This window comes from Kitasatospora sp. NPDC004531 (assembly GCF_053602195.1).
Map to the genome: position 1 here is coordinate 1 of NZ_JBSGDD010000097.1, position 25,775 is coordinate 25,775.

The 25,775-nt window shown below is 72.7% G+C and carries 18 protein-coding genes and 2 tRNA genes; 11 read left to right on the forward strand and 9 right to left on the reverse strand.

What is annotated here, in order from left to right; all coding sequences use genetic code 11:
* The first annotated feature begins 31 nt into the window (after nt 1-31).
* Nucleotides 32-105, forward strand: a tRNA-Lys gene (locus ACWEMJ_RS28630).
* 50 nt (nt 106-155) lie between these two features.
* Here ACWEMJ_RS28630 and ACWEMJ_RS28635 read toward each other — a convergent pair.
* Nucleotides 156-536, reverse strand: a complete 381-nt coding sequence (locus ACWEMJ_RS28635; protein WP_452140025.1) for a VOC family protein — start codon at nt 534-536, stop codon at nt 156-158.
* Nucleotides 537-1,032: 496 nt separating this feature from the next.
* A complete protein-coding gene (locus ACWEMJ_RS28640; RefSeq protein ID WP_452140008.1) occupies nt 1,033-2,697 on the reverse strand; it encodes a chitinase in 1,665 nt (554 codons plus the stop codon).
* A 144-nt stretch (nt 2,698-2,841) separates the two neighbouring features.
* Here ACWEMJ_RS28640 and ACWEMJ_RS28645 point away from each other — a divergent pair, with 144 nt between their 5' ends.
* Entirely contained in the window at nt 2,842-6,171 is a 3,330-nt protein-coding gene (locus ACWEMJ_RS28645) for a S41 family peptidase (RefSeq protein ID WP_452140009.1), read from the forward strand.
* A 55-nt stretch (nt 6,172-6,226) separates the two neighbouring features.
* Here the strand turns inward: ACWEMJ_RS28645 and ACWEMJ_RS28650 are convergent, their stop codons facing one another.
* Nucleotides 6,227-6,436, reverse strand: coding sequence for a hypothetical protein (locus ACWEMJ_RS28650; protein WP_452140010.1), 210 nt, complete (start codon nt 6,434-6,436; stop codon nt 6,227-6,229).
* 347 nt (nt 6,437-6,783) lie between these two features.
* Here ACWEMJ_RS28650 and adhE point away from each other — a divergent pair, with 347 nt between their 5' ends.
* From adhE to pflA, 3 genes are all read left to right on the forward strand, one after another.
* Nucleotides 6,784-9,435: a bifunctional acetaldehyde-CoA/alcohol dehydrogenase gene (gene adhE / locus ACWEMJ_RS28655; RefSeq protein WP_452140011.1), complete on the forward strand. Its 2,652-nt coding sequence runs from the start codon at nt 6,784-6,786 to the stop codon at nt 9,433-9,435.
* A gap of 102 nt (nt 9,436-9,537) precedes the next feature.
* Complete coding sequence (gene pflB / locus ACWEMJ_RS28660) at nt 9,538-11,805, forward strand: formate C-acetyltransferase (RefSeq protein WP_452140012.1); 2,268 nt, start codon at nt 9,538-9,540, stop codon at nt 11,803-11,805.
* Between the two features lie 34 nt (nt 11,806-11,839).
* Nucleotides 11,840-12,592 (forward strand): pyruvate formate-lyase-activating protein, encoded by a 753-nt coding sequence (gene pflA / locus ACWEMJ_RS28665; RefSeq protein WP_452140013.1) that lies wholly within the window; start codon nt 11,840-11,842, stop codon nt 12,590-12,592.
* A 7-nt stretch (nt 12,593-12,599) separates the two neighbouring features.
* Here the strand turns inward: pflA and ACWEMJ_RS28670 are convergent, their stop codons facing one another.
* Nucleotides 12,600-14,648: a phosphocholine-specific phospholipase C gene (locus tag ACWEMJ_RS28670; protein WP_452140014.1), complete on the reverse strand. Its 2,049-nt coding sequence runs from the start codon at nt 14,646-14,648 to the stop codon at nt 12,600-12,602.
* A 193-nt stretch (nt 14,649-14,841) separates the two neighbouring features.
* Here ACWEMJ_RS28670 and ACWEMJ_RS28675 point away from each other — a divergent pair, with 193 nt between their 5' ends.
* Nucleotides 14,842-15,072 (forward strand): hypothetical protein, encoded by a 231-nt coding sequence (locus ACWEMJ_RS28675; protein ID WP_452140015.1) that lies wholly within the window; start codon nt 14,842-14,844, stop codon nt 15,070-15,072.
* Between the two features lie 216 nt (nt 15,073-15,288).
* On the opposite strand, the gene ACWEMJ_RS28680 is transcribed toward ACWEMJ_RS28675, so the two are convergent.
* Both ACWEMJ_RS28680 and ACWEMJ_RS28685 read right to left on the reverse strand, forming a co-directional pair.
* Entirely contained in the window at nt 15,289-15,924 is a 636-nt protein-coding gene (locus ACWEMJ_RS28680) for a pentapeptide repeat-containing protein (protein ID WP_452140016.1), read from the reverse strand.
* Nucleotides 15,925-15,931: 7 nt separating this feature from the next.
* On the reverse strand, nt 15,932-17,113 hold the full coding sequence (locus ACWEMJ_RS28685) for a low temperature requirement protein A (protein WP_452140017.1): 1,182 nt from the start codon (nt 17,111-17,113) through the stop codon (nt 15,932-15,934).
* Between the two features lie 499 nt (nt 17,114-17,612).
* On the opposite strand from ACWEMJ_RS28685, the gene ACWEMJ_RS28690 reads away from it, so the two are divergent.
* The 5 genes from ACWEMJ_RS28690 (at nt 17,613) to ACWEMJ_RS28710 (ending at nt 23,505) form a co-directional block, all read left to right on the forward strand.
* A complete protein-coding gene (locus tag ACWEMJ_RS28690) occupies nt 17,613-18,371 on the forward strand; it encodes a bestrophin-like domain (RefSeq protein ID WP_452140018.1) in 759 nt (252 codons plus the stop codon).
* 82 nt (nt 18,372-18,453) lie between these two features.
* Nucleotides 18,454-18,527: transfer RNA gene (locus ACWEMJ_RS28695), tRNA-Lys, on the forward strand.
* A 354-nt stretch (nt 18,528-18,881) separates the two neighbouring features.
* Nucleotides 18,882-21,056 (forward strand): transglycosylase domain-containing protein, encoded by a 2,175-nt coding sequence (locus tag ACWEMJ_RS28700; protein WP_452140019.1) that lies wholly within the window; start codon nt 18,882-18,884, stop codon nt 21,054-21,056.
* Nucleotides 21,057-21,096: 40 nt separating this feature from the next.
* Complete coding sequence (locus ACWEMJ_RS28705; RefSeq protein WP_452140020.1) at nt 21,097-22,092, forward strand: EamA family transporter; 996 nt, start codon at nt 21,097-21,099, stop codon at nt 22,090-22,092.
* A gap of 210 nt (nt 22,093-22,302) precedes the next feature.
* Nucleotides 22,303-23,505, forward strand: coding sequence for a DNA sulfur modification protein DndB (locus ACWEMJ_RS28710; protein ID WP_452140021.1), 1,203 nt, complete (start codon nt 22,303-22,305; stop codon nt 23,503-23,505).
* 94 nt (nt 23,506-23,599) lie between these two features.
* On the opposite strand, the gene ACWEMJ_RS28715 is transcribed toward ACWEMJ_RS28710, so the two are convergent.
* The 3 genes from ACWEMJ_RS28715 to ACWEMJ_RS28725 form a co-directional block, all read right to left on the reverse strand.
* Nucleotides 23,600-23,902: a YciI family protein gene (locus ACWEMJ_RS28715; RefSeq protein WP_452140022.1), complete on the reverse strand. Its 303-nt coding sequence runs from the start codon at nt 23,900-23,902 to the stop codon at nt 23,600-23,602.
* A gap of 4 nt (nt 23,903-23,906) precedes the next feature.
* Nucleotides 23,907-24,614, reverse strand: coding sequence for a response regulator (locus ACWEMJ_RS28720; protein ID WP_452140023.1), 708 nt, complete (start codon nt 24,612-24,614; stop codon nt 23,907-23,909).
* Nucleotides 24,611-25,775 (reverse strand): sensor histidine kinase (locus ACWEMJ_RS28725; RefSeq protein WP_452140024.1); only part of this gene is annotated, 1,165 nt, incomplete at its 5' end. The genes ACWEMJ_RS28725 and ACWEMJ_RS28720, both read right to left, overlap by 4 nt.

Consider the following 25,775-nt stretch of genomic DNA (forward strand, 5'->3'; position numbering starts at 1 on the left):
GTGCCCCCGGTAATGTTCTCTCCGTCAGCACGCGCCGCTAGCTCAGTTGGTTAGAGCAGCTGACTCTTAATCAGCGGGTCCGGGGTTCGAGTCCCTGGCGGCGCACAGACAGTCGAAGGCCCCTCGCTCCGGCGAGGGGCCTTCTGCGTTGTCCGTCAACGCGGACGCCGCTCGTTCACGCACAGCACGTTGCCGTCCGGGTCCTTGAACCAGGCGGCCCGCATGCCGTCGTTCTCGGCGACGCCGTTCACGGTCGTCAGGCCCGGGAAGTCGTACTCCTCGAACACCACGCCGCGACGGCGCAGCTCGGCCATCTCGGCGTCCAGGTCCGCGACCTTCCAACTGGCCAGGGTGTGCTCGGCCTGCCCCCCGTAGGACGTCTGGTACATCGAGAACTCGCCGCCCCCGGTCCGGAACACCGCCTCCTCCGCGTTCTCCTCCACCAGCTCCAGCCCCAGCGTGTCACGGTAGTACCGCTTCGCCTGCCCGAGGTCGGTCACCGGAATCACCGCGCACAACGGCGCATCTCCCAGCATCACCACCACCTCCTCCTCCCCAGGCTAGGCACCCCGCCCCACCCCGTCGACCGGCCGGGCCCGGCCACCGGCGGGCACCCCCGCGCCCCGGCAGCCAGGCCCGAAGCACGCCGCAGGCGGCCACCCGTCCTTGCCACGCACCTCGGGAACCACCACCGCCTGAGCCCGCCGGCGGCAACGCCTGCGGCGCGCTTCGAGGGCACACCACTCACACCCCCGAGCGCGCCGAAGGCGGCGGCCCCCAGGGCCGAGAAAATGCCGGGCCGGCACCCTGCGGCACACCGCAGAGAACCGCCGCCACCCCACCCCCTCGCGCCCCGGCGGGCCAGGCCCGAAGCACGCCGCAGGCGGCCCGTTGGTCCTGCTCCTTCGCCGGCGCTCAGCCGAAACTGAGAACCGCCGCCACCCCAGCCCCTCGCGCCCCGACAACGCCTGCGGCGCACCTCGGCAGCCAGGCCCGAAGCACGCCGCAGGCGGCCCGCTCCTTCGCCGGTGCTCAGCCGAAGTAGTTGTGGAAGTTCTTCGAGAACTCGTTGTTGTTGTAGTTGTCCCAGTTGATCGACCAGGTCATCAGCCCGCGCAGGTTGGGCTGCTTGCCGGCGCGCGGGGTGTAGGAGCCGCAGCCGGTGCCCTTGGTGAGGCAGTCGAGGGCCTGGTTGACGACGGCCGGGGCGACGTAGCCGTTGCCGGCGTAGGTGTTGGCGGGCATGCCGATGGCGACCTGCGACGGCTTGAGGGGCGGGAACATGTTGGCGGTGTTGCCGGCCACCGGGAAGCCCGCGAGGAGCATGTCGGTCATCGCGACGTGGAAGTCCGCGCCGCCCATGTTGTGGTACTGGTTGTCGAGGCCCATGATCGAGCCCGAGTTGTAGTCCTGGACGTGAAGCAGCGTCAGGTCGTCCCGCAGGCCGTAGATGACCGGCAGGAAGGCTCCGGCGCGCGGGTCCTGGCCGCCCCAGGGGCCCGAGCCGTAGTACTGGTAGCCGAGTTGGACGAAGAAGGTCTCCGGCGCCATGGTCAGCTGGAACTTCGCGCCGTACTTGGCCTTGAGGCTCTTGACCGCCGAGATCAGGTTGGTGATCACGGGCGTGGTCGGGTTCTTGAAGTCGTTGTCGCCGGTGTTCAGCGACAGCGAGTGCCCCTCGAAGTCGATGTCGAGGCCGTCCAGGCCCCACTTGTCGATGATCGCGGAGACGGAGGAGACGAAGGCGTCGCGGGCGGCGGTCGTGGTGAGCTGCACTTCGCCGTTCTGGCCGCCGATCGACAGCAGCACCTTCTTGCCCTTGGCCTGCTTGGCGGCGATGGCCGCCTTGAACTCGGCGTCCGTCTCCACGCCCGGGCACTGGGCGACGGGGCAGCGGTTGAAGTGGATGTTGCCGGAGGTGATGGAGTCCGGCTCGCCGAAGGCCAGGTCGATGATGTCCCAGCTGTCGGGCACGTCCGCCATCTTCAGGTACCCGGCGCCGTTGGCGAAGCTGGCGTGCAGGTACCCGACCAGGGCGTGGTTCCCGGCCGGCGGCGTGCTCGGCGAGCCCGACGGGCTGGCGGAGGTGGAGGGGCTCGCGCTGGCCGAGGTGGAGGGGCTGGCGCTGGCCGAGGCGGACGCGGAGGCGGAGGGGCTCGGCGAGTTCGGCGCGGAGGGGGAGCCCGTCGGCGCCCCGGGCCCGTCGAGCGAGATGTCGTCGGCGTAGTAGATGCCCTGCCCGTACCAGCCGTGGGTGAAGACGGTGGCGGAGGTCTGGGTGGCGGTGGTGGTGAAGCTGACGGAGAGCTTCTGGTAGCCGCCGCCGGTGCCGGGCGTCCAGGTGGAGGGGCCGCCGTTGACGCCGAGGTAGGTGTAGCTGCCGTTGACGTACGCGCTGAGGGTGTACGTGGTGTTGGGGGCGACGGCGACGGTCTGGGTGCACTGGGCGGTGTCGACGCCGGTGGCCGTGCCGGCGAGCGCGTAGCTGCCGGTGCGGGCGTGGCCGGTGACGACGGCGCCGGTGCTGCCGCTGCACGTCCAGGGGGTGAGCGAGCCGCTCTCCAGGCCGCCGTTGACCAGGAATTCGCCGGCGGAGGCCGATCCGGCCAGTCCGAAGCTGATCGCGACCGCGCCTGCGGCGGCGACCGCCCAGGCGGTGCCGGCGGCGAGCAGCCGGCGCTTTCGGGGAGTCTGCATGTGGGGATGCTCCTGCCTCTGTGTGGGGGACGTCCGTCTCCCGCCGGCCGGGATGTGGGGTTCCGGCCCGGGGCGTGCCGCCGCACCGGCACGCACCCTGGGAGTTGGACTAGACCACTGAACCGGCTCGACCAGCCCCTGTCAATGGACCGGCAACTCCCGTTGCCTGACGGCGAGTCGGCGGCGGCGCGCGCACCCGGCCCCGTCCGCGTTGCGGCCCCCGGCGCGGGGTCGAACCATGGAGTGGTGCCCGGTTATCTGCGTTTCCCCCATGTACGCGACGGCCTGCTGGCCTTCACCGCCGAGGACGACGTCTGGGTCGCGCCGCTGGCGCCCGACGGCGAGGTCGGGCGGGCCTGGCGGGTCACCGCGGACCGGGCCCGGGTGAGCCACCCGCGGCTGTCGCCGGACGGCGCCGCGCTGGCCTGGACGAGCTGGTCCGCGCTGACGCCGGAGGTGTTCACCGCGCCGGTGGCGGGCGGCGCGGCGTCCCGCCTGACGTACTGGGGCAGCCAGGACACCCGGGTGCGGGGCTGGCTGCCGAACGGGGAGGTGCTGGCCGTCACCTCGTACCACGAGCCGTTCGCGCACTACACCTGGGCGTGGGAGCTGCCCGCGGACGGCTCCCCGGGGCGCCGGATGCCGTGGGGGCCGGTCGCGGACGCGCAGATGGGCGCGGAGCACACGGTGCTGCTGACGGACGCCGCCCCGCACGAGCCGGCGTTCTGGAAGCGCTACCGGGGCGGCGCGACGGGCCGGCTGTGGGTGGACCACCGGCTGCTGCTGCCGGATCTGCCCGGGCACCTGGCGGCGCCGATGCCGGTGGCGTCCCCGGCGGGCGGCCGGGTGGCGTTCCTGTCGGACCACGAGGGCGTGGGCAACCTGTACTCGGTGCGGCCGGACGGCACCGACCTGCGGCGGCACACCGACCACGCGACGTACTACGCGCGGGAGGCGTCGTCCGACGGCGCCCGGATCGTCTACCAGCACGCCGGCGACCTGTGGCTGCTGGATTCGCTGGACGCGCCGGGCCCGCGCCGGCTGGAGGTGCCGCTCGGCGGGGCCCGCTCGGGCCGCCGCCCGTACCAGGTGAGCGCGGCGAACAACGTCAAGGACCTGGCCTGCGACGCCACCGGCCGGGCGGGGGTGCTCAACGTGCGCGGCTCGCTGTACTGGCTGACCCACCGGGACGGCCCGGCGCGGGTGCTGGCGGACACCCCGGGGGTGCGCTGCCGGCTGCCGCTGGTGCTCGGCTGGAGCGGGCAGGCGGCCTGGGTGACGGACGCGGAGGGCGAGGACGCGATCGAGCTGGCCCCGCTGCCCGGCCGGGACGGTCGGGACGGCACGGGCGGACCGGGCGCGAACCGGCGGATCGCGGCGGGCCGGATCGGCCGGGTGCAGGAGCTGTCCGCCGCGCCGGACGGCAACCGGCTGGCGGTGGCCTGCTCGGACGGCCGGCTGCTGCTGGTGGACACCGCCGAGGGCGGCGTCACCGAGGTCGCGGCGTCCCGGTTCGGGCCGGTCTCCAGCCCGTCGTTCTCCCCGGACTCGCAGTGGCTGACCTGGTCGCAGCCGGTGGCGGGCCGCTCGCTGCGGGCGGTGCGGCTGGCCCGGGTGGACCGGCCGGAGCGGGCGATCGACGTCACCGGCGGGCGCTTCGAGGACGAGCATCCGGTGTTCACCCGGGACGGCCGCTTCCTGGTGTTCCTGTCCTGGCGCGGCTTCGACCCGGTGCACGACGTGCACACCGGCGACCTGTCGTTCCCGCTGGGCTGCCGCCCGTACCTGGTGCCGCTGGCCGCCGACACCCCGTCGCCGTTCGCGTCGCCCGCCGAGGGCCGCCCGCCGGTGGGCCTGGACCCGGAGGAGGCGACCGGCGACGGCACGGTGCGGGTGGACGAGGAGGGGCTGAGCAAGCGCCTGGTGCCGTTCCCGGTGATCGCCTCGAAGTACTCGGCGACGGCGGCGGTGCGCGGCGGCGTGCTGTGGCTGCGCTGGCCGATCTCGGGGGCGCTCGGCCAGACCTTCGCCAACCCGGAGGACACCTCGGGCCGCCCCGCGCTGGAGTTCTTCGACCTGGCGCGGGGCCGGCGCAGCACGCTGGTCGAGCAGCTGGACGGCTTCGCGGTGTCGGCGGACGGCTCGGCGGTGTCGGTGTTCTCGGCGGGCTCGCTGAAGCTGTACCCGATGTCCGCGCCGACCGCGCCCGTCCCGGTGGACCTGCGGCGGATCGCCCATACCGTGCACCCGGCGGCGGAGTGGCGGCAGTCGTACTTCGAGGCGGCCCGGATCGTCGCCGACCAGTTCTGGGACCCGGGCATGTGCGGCCTGGACTGGGCCGAACTCACCGAGCAGTACGCCCCGTTGCTGAGCCGGGTGGCCTCCCCGGACGACTTCGCGGACCTGCTGCGGGAGCTGCTCGGCGAGCTCGGCACCTCGCACGCGTACGTCACCCCGTCGCGGCGCGGCGAGGGTCCGGCACTGGCCCAGCAGCCGCTCGGCCTGCTGGGCGCGAACGCGCACCGCGACCCGGACGGCCGCTGGCTGGTCGACCGGATCCTGCCCGGCGAGTCCTCCGACCCCAAGGCCCGTGCGCCGCTGGCGGGTTACGGCCTGAAGGACGGCGACGAGCTGCTCGCCGTGAACGGCCGCCCGCCGGACCCGGTGCGCGGTCCGACGCCGCTACTGGCCGGGACGGGCGGGGCCACGGTGGAGCTGACGGTCCGCCGCGGCGAGCAGGTCCGGCGGATCGCCGTCACCCCGCTGACCGACGAGCGGCCGATCCGCTACCAGGACTGGGTGGCCAGACGCCGCCACCTGGTACGGGAGTTCAGCAACGGCGTGTGCGGCTACCTGCACATCCCGGACCTGGGCGGCTCCGGCTGGGCCCAGTTCAACCGGGACCTGCGCTCGGAGCTCGCCCACCCGGCGCTGGTGCTGGACGTGCGCGGCAACGCGGGCGGCAACGTCTCCGAGCTGGTCCTGGAGAAGCTCCACCGGCGGGTCCTCGCCTGGGACTTCACCCGCGGCCGGCAGCCGGTGCGCTGGCCCCGGGACGCACCGCGCGGGCCGGTGGTCGCGCTCGCCGACCACGCCACCAGCTCCGACGGCGACGTGATCATCGCCGCGATCAAGGCGCTCGCGCTGGGCCCGGTGGTCGGCACCCGCACCTGGGGCGGCGTGGTCGGCATGACCGGGCGGCACGCGCTCGGCGACGGCACCCAGATCTCCGTCCCGAAGAACGCCTCCTGGTTCACCGGCGGCGTCGGCTTCTCGGTCGAGAACCGGGGCGTCTCCCCCGACGTCGAGGTGGTCCGCACCCCGCGCGACTGGGCGCGCGGCGAGCACACCGACCTGGCGGCGGCCGTCGCCCTCGCCCTCGACCTGCTGGCCGCCACCCCGGCCGCCGCTCCCCCGCCGCCGACGACGCCCCGCCCGGACCTGCGCCGCCCGCCGCTGCCGCCCAGGGGATGAGCGGACGCGCGGACGCCGGCGCCCGGGGCGGGCGCCGGCGTCCGGTGGTCGGCGGTCAGCCCCAGGGGTCGCCCTCGGCCGTCATGTTCTCGGCGGCCTCGCGGTCCTCGCGTTCCTGCTCGACGCGGCGCTGCGCCGCGTCGCGGGCGCGCTCCACGGGGTCGGCGAAGGCGTCGGCGGCCTCGTCGTGGGCGAGGGCGGCCCGCTCGGCGGGGTCGGCGGCCGGCGGGGCCGGGTGGTGGCGGAACCTGTCGAGAATGCCCATGTCTCCTCCTCGGGTGGGCGTCCCCCCTGTTTCGCTGCCTCACTTGTCACGGTACGCCGCGGCGGGCCCCTCGTTCGGACCCGGACGGGCTCCGACCACCCTCGCACCGGCCCCCGGGCGGCGCACCCCGGCGGCCTGCGGCTCACCCGCCCGGCGGACACCGGCCGCGCGCCGGGGCCGGTCCCGAACTCCCTTGCGGCGCAACGGAAAAGGCCGATGGTCCCGGGCAAGGCGCGCCGATCGGCCGTAGCCGCGGCAGGGCCCGTCGCCCGACGCTGAGGGGGTCAACCGGTCCCGGCAGTGTCGCCGGGGCGCCCGCAGCCGCACCCCGAGAGGTGAGCCGCGCCATGTCCGGTCACAACTCCCCCGCCGTGCACGCCACGGACCACGCCGACGAGGCCCCCGACGCCGCCGTCGACGCCCTCGTCGCCAACGCCCACCGGGCCCTGCAGGAGTACGCCGGCCTCACCCAGGAACGGGTGGACCGGATCGTCAAGAAGGCCTCGCTGGCCGCGCTCGCCGCGCACACCCGGCTGGCGGCGCTGGCCGTCGAGGAGACCGGGCGCGGCGTGTTCGAGGACAAGGCGGTGAAGAACGTCTTCGCCTGCGAGCACGTCACGCACTCGATGGCCCGGCTGCGCACGGTCGGGGTGGTCTCCCGGGACGACGTCGAGGGCATCGTGGAGATCGCCGAGCCGGTGGGCGTGGTCGCCGCCCTCACCCCGGTGACCAACCCGACCTCCACGACCGTCTTCAAGGCGCTGATCGCGCTGAAGACCCGCAACCCGATCGTGTTCGCCTTCCACCCGTCGGCGCAGCGCTGCTCGGCGGAGGCGGCCCGGATCGTCCGGGACGCGGCGATCGCGGCGGGCGCCCCGGCGCACTGCGTGCAGTGGGTGGACCGTCCGTCGATGGCGGCGACGCACGCGCTGATGCGGCACGAGGGGGTGGCGACGATCCTCGCCACCGGCGGCAACTCGATGGTGCGGGCGGCGTATTCGTGCGGGAAGCCGGCGCTGGGCGTGGGCGCGGGCAATGTGCCGGCGTACGTGGAGCGCAGCGCGGACCTGAAGCGGGCGGTGAACGACATCGTGCTGTCGAAGTCCTTCGACAACGGGATGATCTGCGCCTCCGAGCAGGCGGTGATCCTGGACGAGGAGGTGTACGGGCCCGCGCTGGCGGAGTTCCGGCAGTTGAAGGCGTACCTGGCGGGCCCGGAGGAGAAGGCGCTGCTGGAGCGGCACCTGTTCGGGGTCGGTACGGGCGCGGACTGCGCGGGGGCGAAGCTGAACGCGGCGGTGGTCGGGCAGTCGGCGCACGAGGTGGCGCGGGCGGCCGGGTTCGAGGTTCCCCAGGACACCTCGGTGCTCCTGGTGGAGGTCGACGGGGTGGGCGAGCAGGAGCCGCTGACCCGGGAGAAGCTCTGCCCGGTGCTGGCGGTGCTGCGGGCCGGGTCGCGGGCGCAGGGCGTGGCGCTCGCGGCGCGGATGGTGGAGTTCAACGGGCTCGGGCACTCGGCGGCGGTGCACACCGAGGACGCGGCGTTCGCGGAGGAGTTCGGCGCCGGGGTGCGGGCGTGCCGGATCATCTGGAACGCGCCGAGCTCGCAGGGCGGCATCGGCGACGTGTACAACGCCTTCGTGCCCTCGCTGACGCTGGGCTGCGGCTCCTGGGGGCACACCTCGGTGTCGGGGAACGTGTCCGCGCCGCACCTGCTCAACATCAAGCGGGTGGGGCGGCGCAACACCAACATGCAGTGGTTCAAGGTCCCGCCGAAGATCTACTTCGAGCGCGGTTCGCTGAGCTACCTGACCGAGATGCGCGGCGCCCGCCGGGTCCTGGTGGTCACCGACCGGACGATGGTGGAGATCGGCCACCTGGAGCGGGTCCGCGAGGTGCTGCGGCGGCGCCCGGAGCCGGTGGAGGTGCGGGTGGTGGACTTCGTCGAGCCCAATCCGAGCCTCGCCACGGTGGAGCGGGGCGCGGAGCTGATGCGCGAGTTCCGGCCGGACACCATCGTGGCGCTGGGCGGCGGTTCGCCGATGGACGCGGCGAAGGTGATGTGGCTGCTGTACGAGCACCCGGAGGTGGAGTTCGCGGACCTGAAGGAGAAGTTCTTCGACATCCGCAAGCGCGCGTTCACCTTCCCGGACCTGGGCGAGAAGGCGAAGCTGGTGTGCGTGCCGACCACCTCGGGCACCGGCAGCGAGGTGACGCCGTTCGCGGTGATCACCGATCCGGAGACCGGGCAGAAGTACCCGCTGGCGGACTATGCGCTGACCCCGACGGTGGCGATCGTGGACCCGGCGCTGACGACGGACCTGCCGCCGGAGGTGACGGCGGACTCCGGGTTCGACGCGCTGACGCACTGCATCGAGGCGTACGTGTCGGTGTACGCCAACGACTTCACCGACGGCCTGGCGCTGCAGGGCATCCGGCTGGTCTTCGAGAACCTGGCGGCGGCGGTGCACGACGGCCCGCACGACCCGGTGGCGCGGGAGCGGATGCACAACGCGGGGACGATCGCGGGCATGGCGTTCGGTTCGGCGTTCCTGGGCGCGGTGCACGCGATGGCGCACACCCTGGGCGCGACCTTCCACGTGGCGCACGGGCGGACGAACGCGCTGCTGCTGCCGCACGTGATCCGCTGGAACGGCTCGGCGCCGGCCAAGGTGACCAGCTGGCCGAAGTACCGCCAGTACGTGGCCCCGGAGCGCTACCGGCAGATCGCCCGCACCCTCGGTCTGCCCGCCGACACCCCCGAGCAGGGCGTGGAGTCGCTGGCGCTGGCGGTGGAGGAGCTGCGCGAGCGGGTCGGCATCCCGCGTTCGTTCAAGGACGCCGGGGTGGACGAGGCGGCCTTCCTGGCGGCGCTCGGGCAGCAGGCGATGAACGCGTACGAGGACCAGTGCGCCCCGGCCAACCCGCGGCTGCCGATGCTGCGGGAGATGGAGCGGCTGATGACGCAGGCCTACTACGGGGACGACCGGGCGGCGTGACACCGGGGACGAACGTCCCCTCCGATCAGGACTTTCCGAGCCCATGTGACTTTGTGAATCGTTTCACAATAGTGCGCGTAGGCGAGAGGCGGGAGCGAGTCAATGAGCACGCAGCAGCCGGAGCGCATCCACACCGGTGCCTGGGACGGCTTCAAGGGCGGCCTGTGGCGGGACACCGTCGACGTCCGCGACTTCATCCAGCAGAACTACACCCCGTACGAGGGCGACGCCGCCTTCCTGGCCGGCCCGACCGAGCGGACCGCGGCGATCTGGCGGCGGATCACCGACCTGTTCCCCGAGGAGCGCGCCAAGGGCGTGCTGGACGTCTCCTGGGACACGCCGTCCACCATCACGGCGCACGCCCCCGGGTACATCGACCGGGACAACGAACTGATCGTCGGCCTGCAGACCGACGCCCCGCTGAAGCGGGCGATCATGCCCAACGGCGGCTGGCGGATGGTCGCGGGCGCGCTGGAGACGTACGGCTACCCGGTGGACCCGGAGCTGGAGAAGGTCTTCACCGTCCACCGCAAGACCCACAACGCGGGCGTGTTCGACGCGTACACCCCGCAGATCCGGGCCGCCCGCCGGGCCGGCGTCGTCACCGGCCTGCCGGACGCGTACGGGCGGGGCCGGATCATCGGCGACTACCGGCGGGTCGCACTGTACGGCGTGGACCGGCTGATCGCGGCCAAGCGCGAGGAGAAGGCCGGGCTGGACGCCGCCCCGCACGACCCGCGCACCCTGGAGGACACCCTCCGGGGCCGGGAGGAGCTCGCCGAGCAGATCCGCGCCCTGGAGGAGCTCAAGGCGATGGCCGCGAGCTACGGCGAGGACATCTCCGGGCCGGCCGCCGACGCCCGGCAGGCCGTCCAGTGGCTGTACTTCGCCTACCTGGCGGCCGTGAAGGAGCAGAACGGCGCGGCCATGTCGCTCGGCCGCACCTCGACCTTCCTGGACGTCTACCTGGAGCGCGACCTCGCCGCCGGCCGGCTGACGGAGCAGCGGGCGCAGGAGCTGATCGACGACTTCGTCGTCAAGCTGCGGATCGTCCGCTTCCTGCGCACCCCCGAGTACGACGAGCTGTTCTCCGGCGACCCGACCTGGGTCACCGAGTCGATCGGCGGCATCGGCGCCGACGGCCGCCCGCTGGTCACCCGCACCTCGTTCCGCTACCTGCAGACCCTGTACAACCTGGGCCCGGCGCCCGAGCCCAACCTGACGGTCTTCTGGTCGCCCCGGCTCCCGCAGGGCTTCAAGGAGTTCTGCGCGCAGGTCTCCGTCGACACCTCCAGCGTGCAGTACGAGTCGGACGAGCTGATGCGCCCGCGCTTCGGCGACGACACCGCGATCGCCTGCTGCGTCTCCGCGATGGAGGTCGGCCGGCAGATGCAGTTCTTCGGCGCCCGGGTCAACCTCGCCAAGACGCTGCTGTACGCCATCAACGGCGGCCGGGACGAGCTGACCGGCGAGCAGGTCGGCCCGGAGACCGGCCCGATCGTCTCCGAGGTGCTCGACCACGACGAGGTGGCGGCCCGCTTCGACCAGCAGCTGGAGTGGCTGGCCGAGACGTACGTGCACGCGCTGAACGTCATCCACTACATGCACGACAAGTACGCCTACGAGCGCCTGGAGATGGCGCTGCACGACCGCGACGTGCGCCGCACCATGGCCTGCGGCATCGCCGGGCTGGCGGTGGCGGCGGACTCGCTGTCGGCGATCAAGTACGCGACGGTGCGGCCGGTGCGCGACGAGTCCGGTCTCGCCGTCGACTACCGCGTCGAGGGCGAGTACCCGGCGTACGGCAACAACGACGACCGGGCGGACGCGATCGCGGTACGGCTGGTCGAGGAGTTCATGCGCAAGATCCGCAAGCACCCCGCCTACCGGAACGCCGAGCACACCCAGTCGGTGCTGACCATCACCTCGAACGTGGTCTACGGCAGGAAGACCGGCGCCACCCCCGACGGCCGCCGGGCCGGCGAACCGTTCTCCCCGGGCGCCAACCCGATGAACGGCCGCGACACCCACGGCTACGTGGCCAGCGCCGTCTCGGTGGCCAAGCTCCCCTACTCCGCCGCCGAGGACGGCATCTCGCTGACCAACACCGTCACCCCCGACGCGCTCGGCCGCACCCGCGAGGACCGGATCCGCAACCTGGCGGGCGTGCTCGACGGCTACACGGCCGTCGGCGGGTTCCACATGAACGTCAACGTCCTCGACCGGCAGACCCTGCTGGACGCCATGGAGCACCCCGAGAAGTACCCGCAGCTGACCATCCGGGTCAGCGGCTACGCGGTCAACTTCGTCCGCCTGACCAGGGAACAGCAGCTGGACGTCGTCAACCGCACCTTCCACGGCTCGCTCTGAGCCGGCCCGCCGACAGCTCCCAGGAGGCGTCGCCATGACCGCTGCTCCCGCTCCGACGACGACCGGCTCGGTGCACTCCTGGGACCTGTCGACGGGGGTGGACGGCCCCGGCACCCGCTTCGTGTGCTTCCTCGCCGGGTGCCCGCTGGACTGCCTGTACTGCCACAACCCCGACACCCGGCGGATGGCCAACGGCCGCCGGACGGGCGCGGACGAAGTGGTCGCCGAGGCCGCGAAGTTCACCGCGTTCATCCGCGCCTCCGGCGGCGGCGCCACCCTCTCCGGCGGCGAACCGCTGCTCCAGCCCGCCTTCGCCGGCGAGCTGCTGCACCGCTTCAAGCACGAGCTCGGCCTGCACACCGCCCTCGACACCTCGGGCTTCCTCGGCGCCCGGGCGAGCGACGCGCTGCTCGCCGACACCGACCTGGTGCTGCTCGACATCAAGTCCTGGGACCGCGCGCTCTACCGCCGCCTGACCGGTGCGCGGCTCGCCCCCACGCTGGAGTTCGCGCGCCGCCTCGCCGGCCTCGGCAAGGAGGTGCACCTGCGCTTCGTCCTCGTCCCGGGCCTCACCGACCCGCCCCGGAACGTCGACGGCGTCGCGGCCTTCGCCGCCTCGCTCGGCAACGTCTCCCGGGTCGACGTGCTGCCGTTCCACCGGCTCGGCGCGGCCAAGTGGGCGGCGCTCGGGCGGGACTTCCCGCTCGCCGGCACCCCCGCCCCGACCCCGGAGCAGGTGCGGGCCGCGCGCGACGTCTTCGCCGCGCACGGCCTGCGGGCGGTGTGAGGGGGCGTCAGCCGGAGACCGACGGGGCGCCGGTCTCCAGGTGGCCGGTGAAGCGCTGCGACCAGCCGGCGTCGCCGCTGACCGTCACCGTGAAGTCGTACCAGCCGTTGGTGTAGGCCGCGACGTTGAACCAGTCGTCGGCGGCGGCCCCGGCGGCGACCTGGTAGGTCCAGGGGCCGTCGGTGCGGTAGTTGGCGGAGGTGATGGTGAAGGTCACCGGCGCGGAGCCGGTGTTGGCGAGCCTGAACCAGAGCGCGGGCCTGCCGGTGTCCGGGGCCGGCGCGTAGCTGGTGGTGACGGCGGCGTACTTGCCGGCGGTGGTGGCGTCGCCGGTGAAGCGGCGCAGGAAGCGGTTCGGGCCGATCACCGTCAGGTCGTACTTGCCCGCGCCGTAGCCGGTCCCGCAGTTGAAGAAGTCGCTGGTCGAGCCGCCCGCGTCCACGGTGTACTGCCAGGGGCCGCCGGAGCGGTGGGCGTTGGCGTAGGCCGCGAAGTGGCTGGCGGCGCTGCCGGTGTTGGACATCGCGATCCACACCTTCATCACCCCGCCGGAGCCGAACTCCAGGCGGTCCAGGTTCGCCACCGGCTGGTACGGCAGCGCCCGGGCCGGCCGGGTGCCGGGCTCCTGCGCGGGCAGCTGGTTGTTCACGGGGGCCGGGTTCGGCAGCGGGCCGCAGGCGGCCAGGCCGATGGTGGCCGAGGTGTCGGGCAGCGCGGGCATCCCGTACACCGGGTTGGCGAAGTCGAACAGCCCGGTCAGGTCGCCGCACACCTTGCGCCGCCACGCCGAGATGTTCACGCAGGTCGCGGGCCTGCCCTGGGCGGCCGTCCACTTCTCCAGGAAGCGCAGCACCGAGGTGTGGTCGAAGGTCTCCGAGGACACCCAGCCGCCGCGGCTCCACGGCGAGACGGCCAGCATCGGCACCCGGAAGCCGAGGCCGATGTTGGTGCCGCTGTAGAACTCCCCGGCGGTGCCGGCCGGCGCGACCGGCGGCGGGACGTGGTCGAAGAAGCCGTCGTTCTCGTCGTAATTGACGAACAGGATCGAGGAGTTGAAGACGTTCGGGTCGGCGTTCAGCGCGTCCATCACGTTGTGCACGAAGTGCGCGCCGTCGGTGGGCGTCGCGTACGGGTGCTCCGAGGACGCCTGGTCCGGCACGATCCACGACACCTGCGGCAGGGTGCCCGCCAGCACGTCCGCGCGGATCGCCGCCACGATGTCGTCCGGCGTCCGGCCGGTCGCCCTCGGGACGGAGCCCATGCCCTTGACCGCGAGCGGGCTGCCCGCCGGCGCGGAGGAGAACTGGGAGAAGTACGCGAGAGCGTTGTCCCCGTAGTTGTCCGCCGCGTTCTGGTAGACCTTCCAGCTCACCCCCGCGTTCTCCAGCGCCTCCGCGTACGTCTGCCAGCGCAGCCCCGACTCGTCACCGCCGTCGTACGCCGGGCCGCCCGCCGCGCCGGACGGGTCGATCTGGCCCGACCAGTGGTAGGTGCGGTTGGGGCCGGTCGCCGACAGCACCGAGCAGTGGTAGGCGTCGCAGATCGTCCAGTTGTCGGCCAGCGCGTAGTGGAACGGGATGTCCGCCCTGGTCAGGTACCCCAGCGTGCGGACGTTGCCCTTGGCCGCGACCCAGGAGTCCAGCTTGCCGCCGTTCCACGCCTTGTGCTGATCGGACCACGCGTGCGAAAGGTCGCCGTTGCACTGCGCCAGCCGCTCCGGGTCCGCCCCGCCGGCCGGCTTGGTCGCGCTGAACTGCCACGGGTACTGCCGGCCCAGGTTCAGCAGGGTCGGCTGGTTGAAGACGCTGTAGCCGCCGGATATCTGGATCGCCGAACGGTCCGCGAAGCCGCGCACGCCCTTCAGCATCCCGAAGTAGTGGTCGAAGCTGCGGTTCTCCTGCATCAGGACGACCACGTGCTTGGCGTCCGTGATCGTCCCCGTGGTGCCCTCCGGCGCCGCGACCGCCGGAGCCGCCGCCCCGCCCCCGGCCACCGCCCCCGCGACTGCCGCACTCGCCGACAGCGCCATGAACTTCCTACGACTCAGCTCTGCCACCTTGACCCGCCCGTCCCTTCGGCTGCTGATGATGTTGTCCAGACACCTCGCGCCCGAACGCCGAGCATCCTCACGCAACCGAACCGACATGGCCATGACTTACACCGAACGTTCGTCACCCCGCCCACCAGATGAACGCCCGGTACCCGCACCCCCATTGACGGTGTCCCGGCCCGCGCGGATGATCTTCCCCATGACCACGCTGGCCGATCAGCACGCCTCCCACCCCGACGTCTTCCTCATCTGCTGGGGCGTGTTCGCAGTCCTGCTCGGCACGCTCCTCGCCTCGAAGTGGTTCGGCCGGGCCCAGCAGCGCCGCCACCCCGAACGGCAGCACCGCGCCCCCGTGCTGGTCGCCCGCGTCTTCGGCATCATCGCCCTGCTCGCCGGCCTGACCGCCATCGCCCGCGCCACACTCGGCTGACCCACCCCCTCACCACAATCCCCAGCGCCCCACCCCCTCCCCGCGAAGCGGAACGGCCCTCCAGCCCCTCACCGCAATCCCCCGCGCCGCGCCTCCCCTCCCCGCGAAGCGGAACGACCCTCAGTCCCTCACCGCAATCCCGAGCGCCGCGCCTCCCCCTCTCGCCGCGAAGCGGAACCCACCCCCTCCCCCACCTCTCCGCGAAGCGGAACCCCCTCAGTCCCTCACCGCGATCCCCAGCGCGTGCGCGAACTGCGGTGCGAGGTCCAGCAGTTGCGTCGTCGAGATGATCGCCCCGCGCAGCCCCAGGTGTCCGTCCGGGAGGCCGAGGCTCGCGGCCGGGCGAAGGTCCACCCGCTTGAGCGTTGCGCCCCGCAGCCGCACCTCGTCCAGCGTGGAGCCCGGGAACGTCACGTCGGTGAGCTTCGCGTCCGCGAGGTCGACGTCCCGCAGCAGGCAGTCCTCGAAGACCACGTCGCGCAGCACCGCCCCGCGCAGGTTGACCGCTTCGAGCTTGCACTGCCGGAAGACGGTGCGCCGGATCGCCGAGCTGTACGCGGAGATGCCGGCCAGCACGGTGGAGTCGATCTCGGTGTCCTGCCAGTCGCTCTCGGCGAGGTCGACCCCGACCAGTCGCCCGCCGTGCAGCCACACCTCGTTGAACCCGGCCCGGCGCAGCTTCGCGTCCTCCGCGCGGATCCCGGTGAACGCGCATTCCAGGAAGCTCGCGCCGCCGAGCTGCCCGCCGAGGTCGAGGTCGTCGAAGTGGACGGTGTCGTAGCGGGTGTCGGCGCGCAGCGGCCCGGTGTGGGGTCGCAGCAGGTGGGCGTAGGGGAGGTCGTCCAGGTGCACGGGGGTCTCAGCTCCGTTCCACGGCGTGTGCGTGTGCGGTCATGGCGATGCCGATGGCGACGGCGAGCGCCACCAGGAGGCCGGCGATCAGCACACCGGCGTTCCCGGCCAGCGTCGCAGCCAGCACCGACAGTGCGGCGAGCGGCAGCACCAGTTGGGCGGCGCCGCGCTTGTGGTGGCGCGAGTGCAGGGCCCAGACGGTGATCAGGAACAGCGCGGTGGGGACGGTGACGGCGGCGGTCGCGGCGCGGTCGGAGAGGTGGGTGGCGCCGACGGCGTGCTGGACGGCGACCTCCAGCCCGGCGCCGACGGCGGCCGCGGACGCGAAGATCACGTAGTGCCCGTAGCCCCAGGGCAGCGCCTGCCGGCTGGAGTTCAGGTAGGGGTGGGCGTCGTCGGCGAAGTAGATCCACCAGGCGCCGAAGCAGATCAGCAGCCCGCCGCCGGCGATCGGCAGCAGTTCGGCGACGGCCTTGTGCTCGTCCAGCGCGGTCTGGATGGCGACGGTCGCGGCGGCGACCGTCTCGCCCAGCACGATGATGGTGAACAGGCCGTACCGTTCGGCGATGTGGTGCCGGTGCCACGGGGTGCGGTTGTGCAGCTCCGCCCAGACGGGGACGGCGAGTTCGGCGACCGCGCCGACCGCGAACAGCGCGCTGCGGGCCTCGTGCGGGACGAACACCAGCACCACCCAGAACGCCTGGACGACCGTGATGCCGACGGCGTAGCGCAGCGCGGCGGTGCGCGCGGGCCCGCTCTCGCCGCGGGCGGCGCGCAGCCACTGGGTGACCATGGCGAGGCGCATCAGCAGGTAGCCGGCCACCACGAGGGCGAGGTCCTGGCGTTCGAAGAATCGCGGTACGCCGGCGGCGAGCACCAGCACGCCGGTGATCTGGACCAGCGTGGTGAGCCGGTAGGGGACGTCGTCCACGTCGTACGCGGAGGCGAACCAGCTGAAGTTCATCCAGGCCAGCCAGATGGCGAAGAACGTCATCGGGTAGCCGGGCAGGGCGAGCGCGAGGTGTCCCTCGGCCAGCGCGTGGGCGAGTTCGCGTCCGGCCTGGGCGATGGCCACCACGAAGCAGAGGTCGAAGAACAGTTCCAGGGGGGTGGAGACCCGGTGGGACTCGCCCTGGTCGCGGGCCAGCATCCGGCGGACCGGGCGGTAGCGGTCGGGGGCGGCGTTCATCGGCCTGCTTTCACTGCGGGGCCGCGCGGAGCGGGGGCGTGCGCGGCCGGCGGGACGGTCTCCGGCGATCCTCGCATCCGGGGCGGGGCGGCGCATGCACCGTATGTAGCACACCGATTGGCCCGATTCCTCCCGATGTACCCCTTCGTCAGGCTGAGTTGACGCCGCAGTGCGCGATCCGGGTGACAGCGGGCCCCGTCCGGGGCGTGTGGCGGTCGGCTTGTCCCGTCCGCCCCGTTTGGCCCGATAGATTCCTCTGCGGTTGGACGGACGGACGGGCGCTTCACGGACAACGCGGAAGGTCAAGGAGGGACGGCGGCGACACTGGGGGCGGTCTTGCCGCCGGCGTCCCCGTGTCCTTCCGTCGGCCCGCCTCGCGATCACCGCGCTGTCCGGCGCCCTGACGGCCGGTCGGGCCATCCCCGCTCGCCGGGCCCGCGCTTCCGTGGCCTGATGACGGTATGCGCAGAGATGTCCACCGAGGTCAGCGGGGGTCCACGTGAACTGGGTCGACGGTACGGTCCTGCTCGGCATGCTGCTGGGCACGGCAGGCTGCATGTTCCTGGTGCAGCGGTACGCCTCCGTCCCGTCCCGGGAGAACTGCAACGACGTGGCGGGCTTCATCTTCGCCGCGGTCGGCGCGTTCTACGCGGTGCTGGTGGCCTTCGTGGTGATCGTGGTGTGGGAGAACACCTCGACGGCGCGGGTGACGACCTTCGAGGAGGCGGACGAGCTGGCCGGGGTCTACTGGATGTCCCGGCAGATGCCGCTGCCGGAGGGCGCCAAGCTGGAGGGGCTGACGCTCAGCTACGCGCACGCGGTGGTGAACACCGAGTGGCAGCTGATGGCCGGCCACCGCAGCGACCCGGGGGCGACGGCGCTGATGTACCAGATCCGCGACACCGCGCTGGCCTTCGATCCGCAGAGCAACCGGGACTCGACGATCTACCAGAACCTGGTGCAGCACGTGGACGGCCTGGCCAGCAAGCGCCGCGCCCGGCTGAACCTGATCGCGGACTGCGTGCCCCCGCTGCTGTGGGCGGCGCTGATCGCGGGCGCGGCGGTCACCATCGCCTTCACCTTCCTGTTCGGCCTGTCCAACACCTGGGTGCACCTGCTGATGGTGCTGTCGCTGACCGGGCTGATCGCGCTGTCGCTGATCGCGATCAAGGAGATGAACTATCCGTTCGTCGGGCCGAACAAGGTGAAGTCGACCGCCTTCGAGGTCTTCCTGGCCCGGCTCCCGCCCCCGCGCTGAGCCGCCCCTCGTACGCTGCGTGGCCGGGCGGTCACGATTCGGCGGAACGACGCCGGACGTGTAATGTTCTCCAGGTCAGCAGGCGCCGCTAGCTCAGTTGGTTAGAGCAGCTGACTCTTAATCAGCGGGTCCGGGGTTCGAGTCCCTGGCGGCGCACAGACGGTCGAAGGCCCCTCGCGAAAGCGGGGGGCCTTCGGCGTTCCCGGGCTGTGACGCACGCCTCGATCGTGTGATCGGGCGGCCCATGTCCCCTTGCGGGGTCCGCTCGTTGAGGAAGCGGGCGTCCCGCCACTAAGAGGTATTTAAAGATCGCCTTAGGCGAAATGGGACATAGGCCCCTAACATCTGACAAGTCTATCGATCAAGTCGGCGGGGTCCGTGCCCTCGCCCGAGCGAGCAGCCCGTCCGGGGCCTGCGGGAAGGTTTCCGTTGCCTCGAAAGCCCCGTGAACGTACGAAACGAACCGGGTGGCGCAGGCTGATACCCACCTGGCGGACGGCGCTGATCGGTGTGGCCGCCACGTTCCTGCTGGGCATCGGCCTGTTCACGCTGGGCGTCGTCCTGGTGAAGGTGCCGGACGCGCACGCCGCCGCCACCGCCCAGTCGAACACCTGGCTGTACTCGGACGGCTCGCTGCTGGCCCGCACCGGGCAGACCAACCGGCAGAACGTCCCCCTGGACAAGGTCTCCAAGGACGCCCAGCACGCCGCGCTGGCCGCCGAGGACCGCAACTTCTACTCGGAGGGCGCGGTCAACTTCAAGGGCATGGCCCGCGCCGCCTTCAACACCGCGTCCGGGGGCGCCACCCAGGGCGGCTCGACGATCACCCAGCAGTACGTGAAGAACGCGTACCTGAACCAGAAGCAGACCGTCAGCCGCAAGGTGAAGGAAGTCTTCATCGCGTTCAAGGTGGACGCCACCCAGAGCAAGGACGAGATCCTCTCCGCCTACCTGAACACCTCGTACTACGGACGCGGCGCGTACGGCATCCAGGCCGCCGCGCAGGCCTACTTCGGGGTGGACGCCTCCCAGCTGAACGCCGCCCAGGGCGCGTACCTGGCGACGCTGCTGAACGCGCCCAGCGCGTACGACGTGTCCTCGGCGACCGAGAGCGGCAAGCAGAAGGCGACGGCACGCTGGAACTACGTCCTCGACGGCATGGTCGCGAAGAAGTGGCTGAGCGCCGAGGAGCGCAGCGGGATGGCGTTCCCGGAGGTGCAGGCGCCGAAGTCCGCGCCCGGCCTGTCCGGGCAGGCCGGCTACCTGGTGGCCGCCGCGACCTCGTACCTGACCGAGCACAACATCCTCAGCGACGCCCAGCTCGCGCAGGGCGGCAACACCATCACGCTGACCGTCGACTCCAAGAAGCAGCAGCAGCTGCAGGACGCGGTGCAGGCCCAGCTGACCGACAGCCTGAAGCCGGACAGCCGCAAGGTGGACGCGGCGGCGCAGGCCGGCGCGGTGTCGGTCGACCCGAAGACCGGCCAGGTGCTGGCGCTGTACGGCGGCGCCGACGCCACCAAGCACTGGATCGACAACGCCACCCGCACCGACTACCAGGCGGGCTCCACCTTCAAGGCGATCGCGCTGGCCGCCGCCCTGGACTCCGGCGCCCGCACCCAGTACGGCGAGCGGATCAGCGCCGACACCGTCTACGACGGCACCAACCGGCGGGCCGTCCGGGGCGCCAAGGGCGTGCCCTACGCGCCGCCGAACGAGGGTGAGCGCTCGTACGGTCAGATAAGCCTCCAGCAGGCCACCGACTGGTCGGTGAACTCGGTGTTCGCGCAGCTCGCCCAGGACACCGGCCTGGAGAAGGTCCGCTCCACCGCGGTGGCGCTCGGCCTGCCCGAGGACACCCCCGGCCTGAAGGCCGTCCCGTCGATCCCGCTGGGGTCGGCCAGCCCGAGCGTGCTGGAACTCGCCGGCGTGTACGCCACCTTGGACAACGACGGCCGGCAGATCACCCCGTGGCTGGTGAAGTCGCTGGAGGCCGGCGGCGAGCAGGTCGCGCTGCCCGAGCACAAGGCCACCCAGGCGATCTCCAAGGAGGCCGCCCGCGGCACCACCGCGATCCTCCGCGGCGTGGTCGAGGACCAGGGCGGCACCGGCTACCGGGCCGCCTCGCTGAACCGCCCCACGGCCGGCAAGACCGGCACCACCGACGACTCCAAGTCGGTCTGGTTCGCCGGCTACACGCCCGAACTGGTCACCGTGGTCGGCCTGTTCGGCCAGGACCCGACCACCGGCAAGCAGGTCACCCTGGACGGGGTCGGCGGCGCGGGCAGCGCGGCCGGCGGCAAGTTCCCGGCGCAGATCTGGACGGCCTACATGAAGGCCGCCCTCGCCGGGCAGCCGGTCGCCTCCTTCCCCGGCACGGTCCGGACGCCGTCCACCACCGCCCCGTCGCTGCCGTCCGCGACGGCCTCGCCGAGCCAGAGCGCGTCCGCGTCGGACGGCGCGAGCTCCTCGCCGTCCCCGTCCGCCGGCGACGGCACCGGCAGCCCCAGCTCGCGGCCCACCGGCGGCGCGGGCGACGGCACCGACACCGGGCAGCCGCGGCCCAGCCGCAGCCCGTCGGCCAAGCCCAGCGGGGGCACCGGAAGCTCGCCCGCGCCGAGCGCCTCGACCGGGTCCGGCGACACCGGCGGGCTCCTCGGGACACAGGACCAACCTGCTGGATAGCACCTTACGGCGGAGGGGTCCGAGCTGGCACAATGCGGCGATGCACAGCAGCTCGGACCCCTCCGCCATGTCGCTCGACCCGCGCCCGGCACCCGATCTCCCCCTGGTGGAACGCCCCTCCGCACCCGCCCCCGCCCACCGCGCCGCCAGGCTCGGACTGGCCCTGGCGCTGGTCTCGGCGGTGGCCTTCGGCGGCTCCGGGACGGCCGCGAAGCCGCTGATCGAGGCCGGGCTCTCCCCCACCCACACGGTGTGGCTGCGGGTCTCCGGCGCGGCGCTGGTCCTGCTGCCCGTCGCCTGGAAGCACCGCGACGCGCTCCGCCGACGGCCCGGCCTGCTGCTCGGCTTCGGCCTGCTCGCCGTGGCCGGCGTCCAGGCCTGCTACTTCGCGGCGATCTCCCGCATCCCGGTCGGCGTCGCCCTGCTGATCGAGTACCTCGGCCCGCCGCTGCTGCTCGCCTACGTCCGACTCGTCCAGCGCCGCCCCGTCTCCCGCCGCGCGATGGCCGGCGCGGGCGTCGCCGTGGCCGGCCTGGCCTGCGTCGTCGAGGTCTGGCACGGCCTCTCCTTCGACCCGCTGGGCGTCCTGTTCGCCCTCGGCGCGGCCTGCTGCCAGGTCGGCTACTTCGTCCTCGCCGACGCCGGCCGCGAGGGCGACCGCCCCGTCCACCCCCTGGCGGTCTCCGCCTACGGCCTGCTGATCGGCGCGATCCTCCTCACCGCCGCCACCCGCCCCTGGACCGCCGACTGGTCCCCCCTCGCCCACTCCGTCACCATGAACGGCCACCGGCTCCCCGCCCTGGTCCCCGCCCTCTGGATGGTCCTGATCGCCACCGTCCTCGCCTACCTCACCGGCGTCGCCTCGGTCCGGCACCTCTCCCCACCCGTCGCCGGCGTCGTCGCCAACCTCGAAGCCGTCGTCGCCACCCTCCTCGCCTGGATCCTCCTCGGCGAACACCTCGGCCCCCTCCAACTCACCGGCGGCGCCCTCGTCCTCGCCGGAGCCTTCGCCGCCCAATCCGCCCACCGCACCTGACCGCGGCGCGAAGCCACAGACCCGAGGCGGCACTCAGAACGACCCGACCTCACGAGCGAACCCATATAAACAAACGTTCTACGTGCAGATTTGCACGTAGAACTTTCATCGCACTACCGTCTGAGGCGGCAAACGGATCTGACGTCCAGTCATCTTTCCTCAGGAGTAGGCGTGTTCATTGCCCAGCACGGACTCACCCAGCACGACTCGTTGACCGCTGCCCAGACCGCCGCGAGCGAGGCGGCCACCGCCTCGGGGGGACGTGTCTTCACCTGCGTGGTCTTCCAGCAGGGCGGCCGACTGATGCTCACCACGGCCTTCTCCTACTCGTTCCTGGTCAAGCATGTCGTTTCCGACGCCGCGGTGAAGGGCGGCAATCCCAGGACCGCGACCAATCGTCCGATGGACGTGAGCCACGTCCGCACCATCGCCAAGTACCTGGCCGAGAACGAGCGCGACTACATCCTCCCGCCGGTGACTCTGAACGTCCGCGCCCTGCCGGCGATCCACGTCCCGCGCGGCAACTTCGCCATGACGGCCGGGTTCGTGGTCATCGGAGACGAGACCCGATTCTCGGTCACCGACGGCCAGCACCGACTGGCTGCCATCGGCCGACGCAGCGAGGAGCTCCCGGACGGGGACTCCTTCATGTCCGACAGCATCTCCGTGGTCGTCGTGGTCGAGCCCGACGTTGCCCGCATCCACCAGGACTTCGCGGACGCCGCCCAGACCAAGCAGATCCCCGCCAGCCTGCTCGCCGCCTACAACACCCGTGAACCGCTGAACCGCGTGCTGACGAAGATCGTCGACAACAGCGAACTGTTGCGGGGACGCATCGACGAAACGTCGAAGAGCCTCTCGAAGCTTTCGCCGGCGATCTTCCTGCTGAACCAGGTCCGCGGCATGGTCAAAGAGCTGCTGTTCCACGACTACGCCCTGAGCGAGGCCAGCATTCCCGCCCGGAGCCTCCAGGTCATCGGAACCACCGAGAAGCAGGACGAGTTCATCACTCGCGCGCTCTCCATGATGTCCGCACTCACCGAGTACATGACGCCGTGGAACTCGATCGCCAAGCTGCCGACCAGCGGCGGCGTCGCGAACCAGGTGGTCGACTTCCGCAAGCACTACATCAACATGACCGCGACCGGCTTGGTCGTCATCGGCCACGTCGCGTACGAGATCGAGAAGAACCCGGACGCCAACTGGCGCACCATGAAGTACATCGAGCTCGCCACCCGTGTCGACTGGCGGCGGGACGCACCGATGTGGCAGGGCAACATCATCAACGGAGACAAGATCAGCACCACGCGCGCGCCAGGGCGCACCGCAGCCAAGGCCGTCATGGACGCACTCGGAATCCGGCCGATCGAAACGAGCCTCACCCTGCCCATGGCCGAGTCGTTCCCCCAGTAACAATCCCGATCGCGCCGCTCGTCGGCCCGTGGGCCGGAAGCTCCCTCGCTGTGCGCGGCGAGCTCCGGCCACCATCCCCCAGGGCCCGGCAGGCTCAGGCCGTCGGGAGGGTCTCGCGGTGCGGGGCGAGTTCCGGGCCGGTGGTGGTGGGGACGAACTCGGTGATGCGGTATTCGGCGGCGCCGGACTCGGTGAAGGGGTCGGTGGCGGCGAGGGCCTCGATCGCGGGGCGGCTCTCGGCGACGGCGAGGATGATGCCGCCGTCGCGCGGGACCTTGCGGCCGGAGGCGAGGAAGGCGCCGGCCGCGTAGTGCTGTTCGAGCCAGGCGATGTGGGCGGGCAGCAGGGCGTCGATGCGCTCCAGCGGGGCGGTGTAGGTCAGCTCAAGAATGAACACCCGGTCATCGTACGGCCCGCGGTCCGCCGGAGCCGGGCCGGACCAGCCCCGACTCGTAGGCGGCGATGACCAGTTGGGCCCGGTCGCGGGCCGCGAGCTTGGCCAGCAGCCGGCCGATGTGCGTCTTCGCGGTGGAGAGGCTGACGTGCAGGTGGCCGGCGATCTCCTCGTTGGAGAGGCCGAGCCCGATCAGCGTCAGCACTTCCCGTTCGCGCTCGGTCGTCCCGCCCAGCGCGGCGGCGACGGGCGCGCCGGCGGGCCCGGGCAGGCGGGTGTACTCCTCGATCAGGCGGCGCGTCACCCGGGGCGCCAGCAGGGCCTGCCCGGCGGCCACCACCCGTACCGCTTCGAGGAGTTCGGCCGGCCGGGTGTCCTTGAGCAGGAACCCGGCCGCGCCCGCGCGCAGCGCCGCGAACGCGTAGTCGTCGAGGTCGAAGGTGGTCAGCACCAGGACGCGGACGCCGGCCAGCTCGGGGTCGGCGGCGAGTTCGCGGGTGGCTTCGATGCCGTCCAGCCGGGGCATCCGGATGTCCATCAGGACCACGTCGGGCCGCTCCCGGCGGGCGAGTTCGAGCGCTTCGACGCCGTCCGCGGCCTCACCGACGGCCGTCAGGTCGGGCGCGGAGTCGATCAGCAGCCGGAAGCTGCCGCGCACCAGCGCCTGGTCGTCGGCGACCAGCACCCGGACGGCCGGCCCGCCCCCGGAGGTCACCGCCCCACCGCCAACGGGAACACCGCCGAGACCTCGAAGCCGCGCCCGGCGTCCCGCCGCCCGGCCCAAAACTGCCCGCCGTGCACCGCGACCCGCTCCCGCATCCCCACCAGCCCGTGGCCCCCGCTCGACGAACCGCCCGAAGACCCCCCTCGCCCGTCGTCGACGACGCTGAGCGCCAGCGCGTCCGCCCGGTACTCGACCCGCACCCGGCACCGGTCGGTGCCCGCGTGCCGGACCACGTTGGTCACCGCCTCCTGCACCACCCGGTAGCCGGCGAGCTCCAGCCCGGGTGCCAACTCCCGCCGCTCGCCGAGCAGTTCGAGCTCGACCCGGACGCCCGCGGCGGCCGCCCGGCGGACCACCTCGTCGAGCTCGGACAGTCGCGGCGCGGGCAGCCGCTCGCCGTCCTCGCCGGTGCGCAGCACGCCCAGCAGGGCCCGCATCTCGTCCAGCGCGGTGCGGCTGGTCTCCTCGATCGAGGCCAGCGCGCGCCGCGCCTGTTCGGGCTGCTCGGCGGCGATGTGGTTGGCGACGCCGGCCTGTACGGCGATCACGCCGAGGCTGTGGGCGACCACGTCGTGCAGCTCGCGGGCGATCAGGACGCGCTCCTCGCGCAGCCGGGAGCGTTCGTCCTCGATGCGGCGGCGGCGGCGCTGGTCCATCGCGTAGCCGGCCGTCCAGCCGGTGACCAGGATCAGCGCGAGCGTCAACGAGGCGCCGGGGCCGCCGAGTTCGGGCCGCGCCCAGGGCCAGCGCAGCACGCCGCCGCGGCACAGCACGGCCACCGCGAGGGCGGCCGCGAGCAGCCCGCCGGCCGTCCGGACGGGCAGCGCGCGCGGGGCGGGGTACAGCACGACGGCGACGGCCACCCAGGGGGCGGGCGAGGCCGCCGTCCCGCTGCTGAGCGCCGCCGCGGCGAGCACGGCCGCCACCGCGGCGACGGGCCGCCGCCGGGCGAACGGCGCGGCGAGCGCCGCCACCGCGACCATCGCCCAGTCCGCGGGCCGGGTGCCGATCCCGCCCGGCGGGCCGAGCGCGACGTCCACCTGGTGCGGGCCGGGCGGCCCCACGTCCCGGGCCGCGAGCGCCGCGGCCCCGGTCAGCGCGGTGCCGAGGCGGGCGCGGAGGGTGTCGGCGGCGCCGTCGGCGGTGACCACC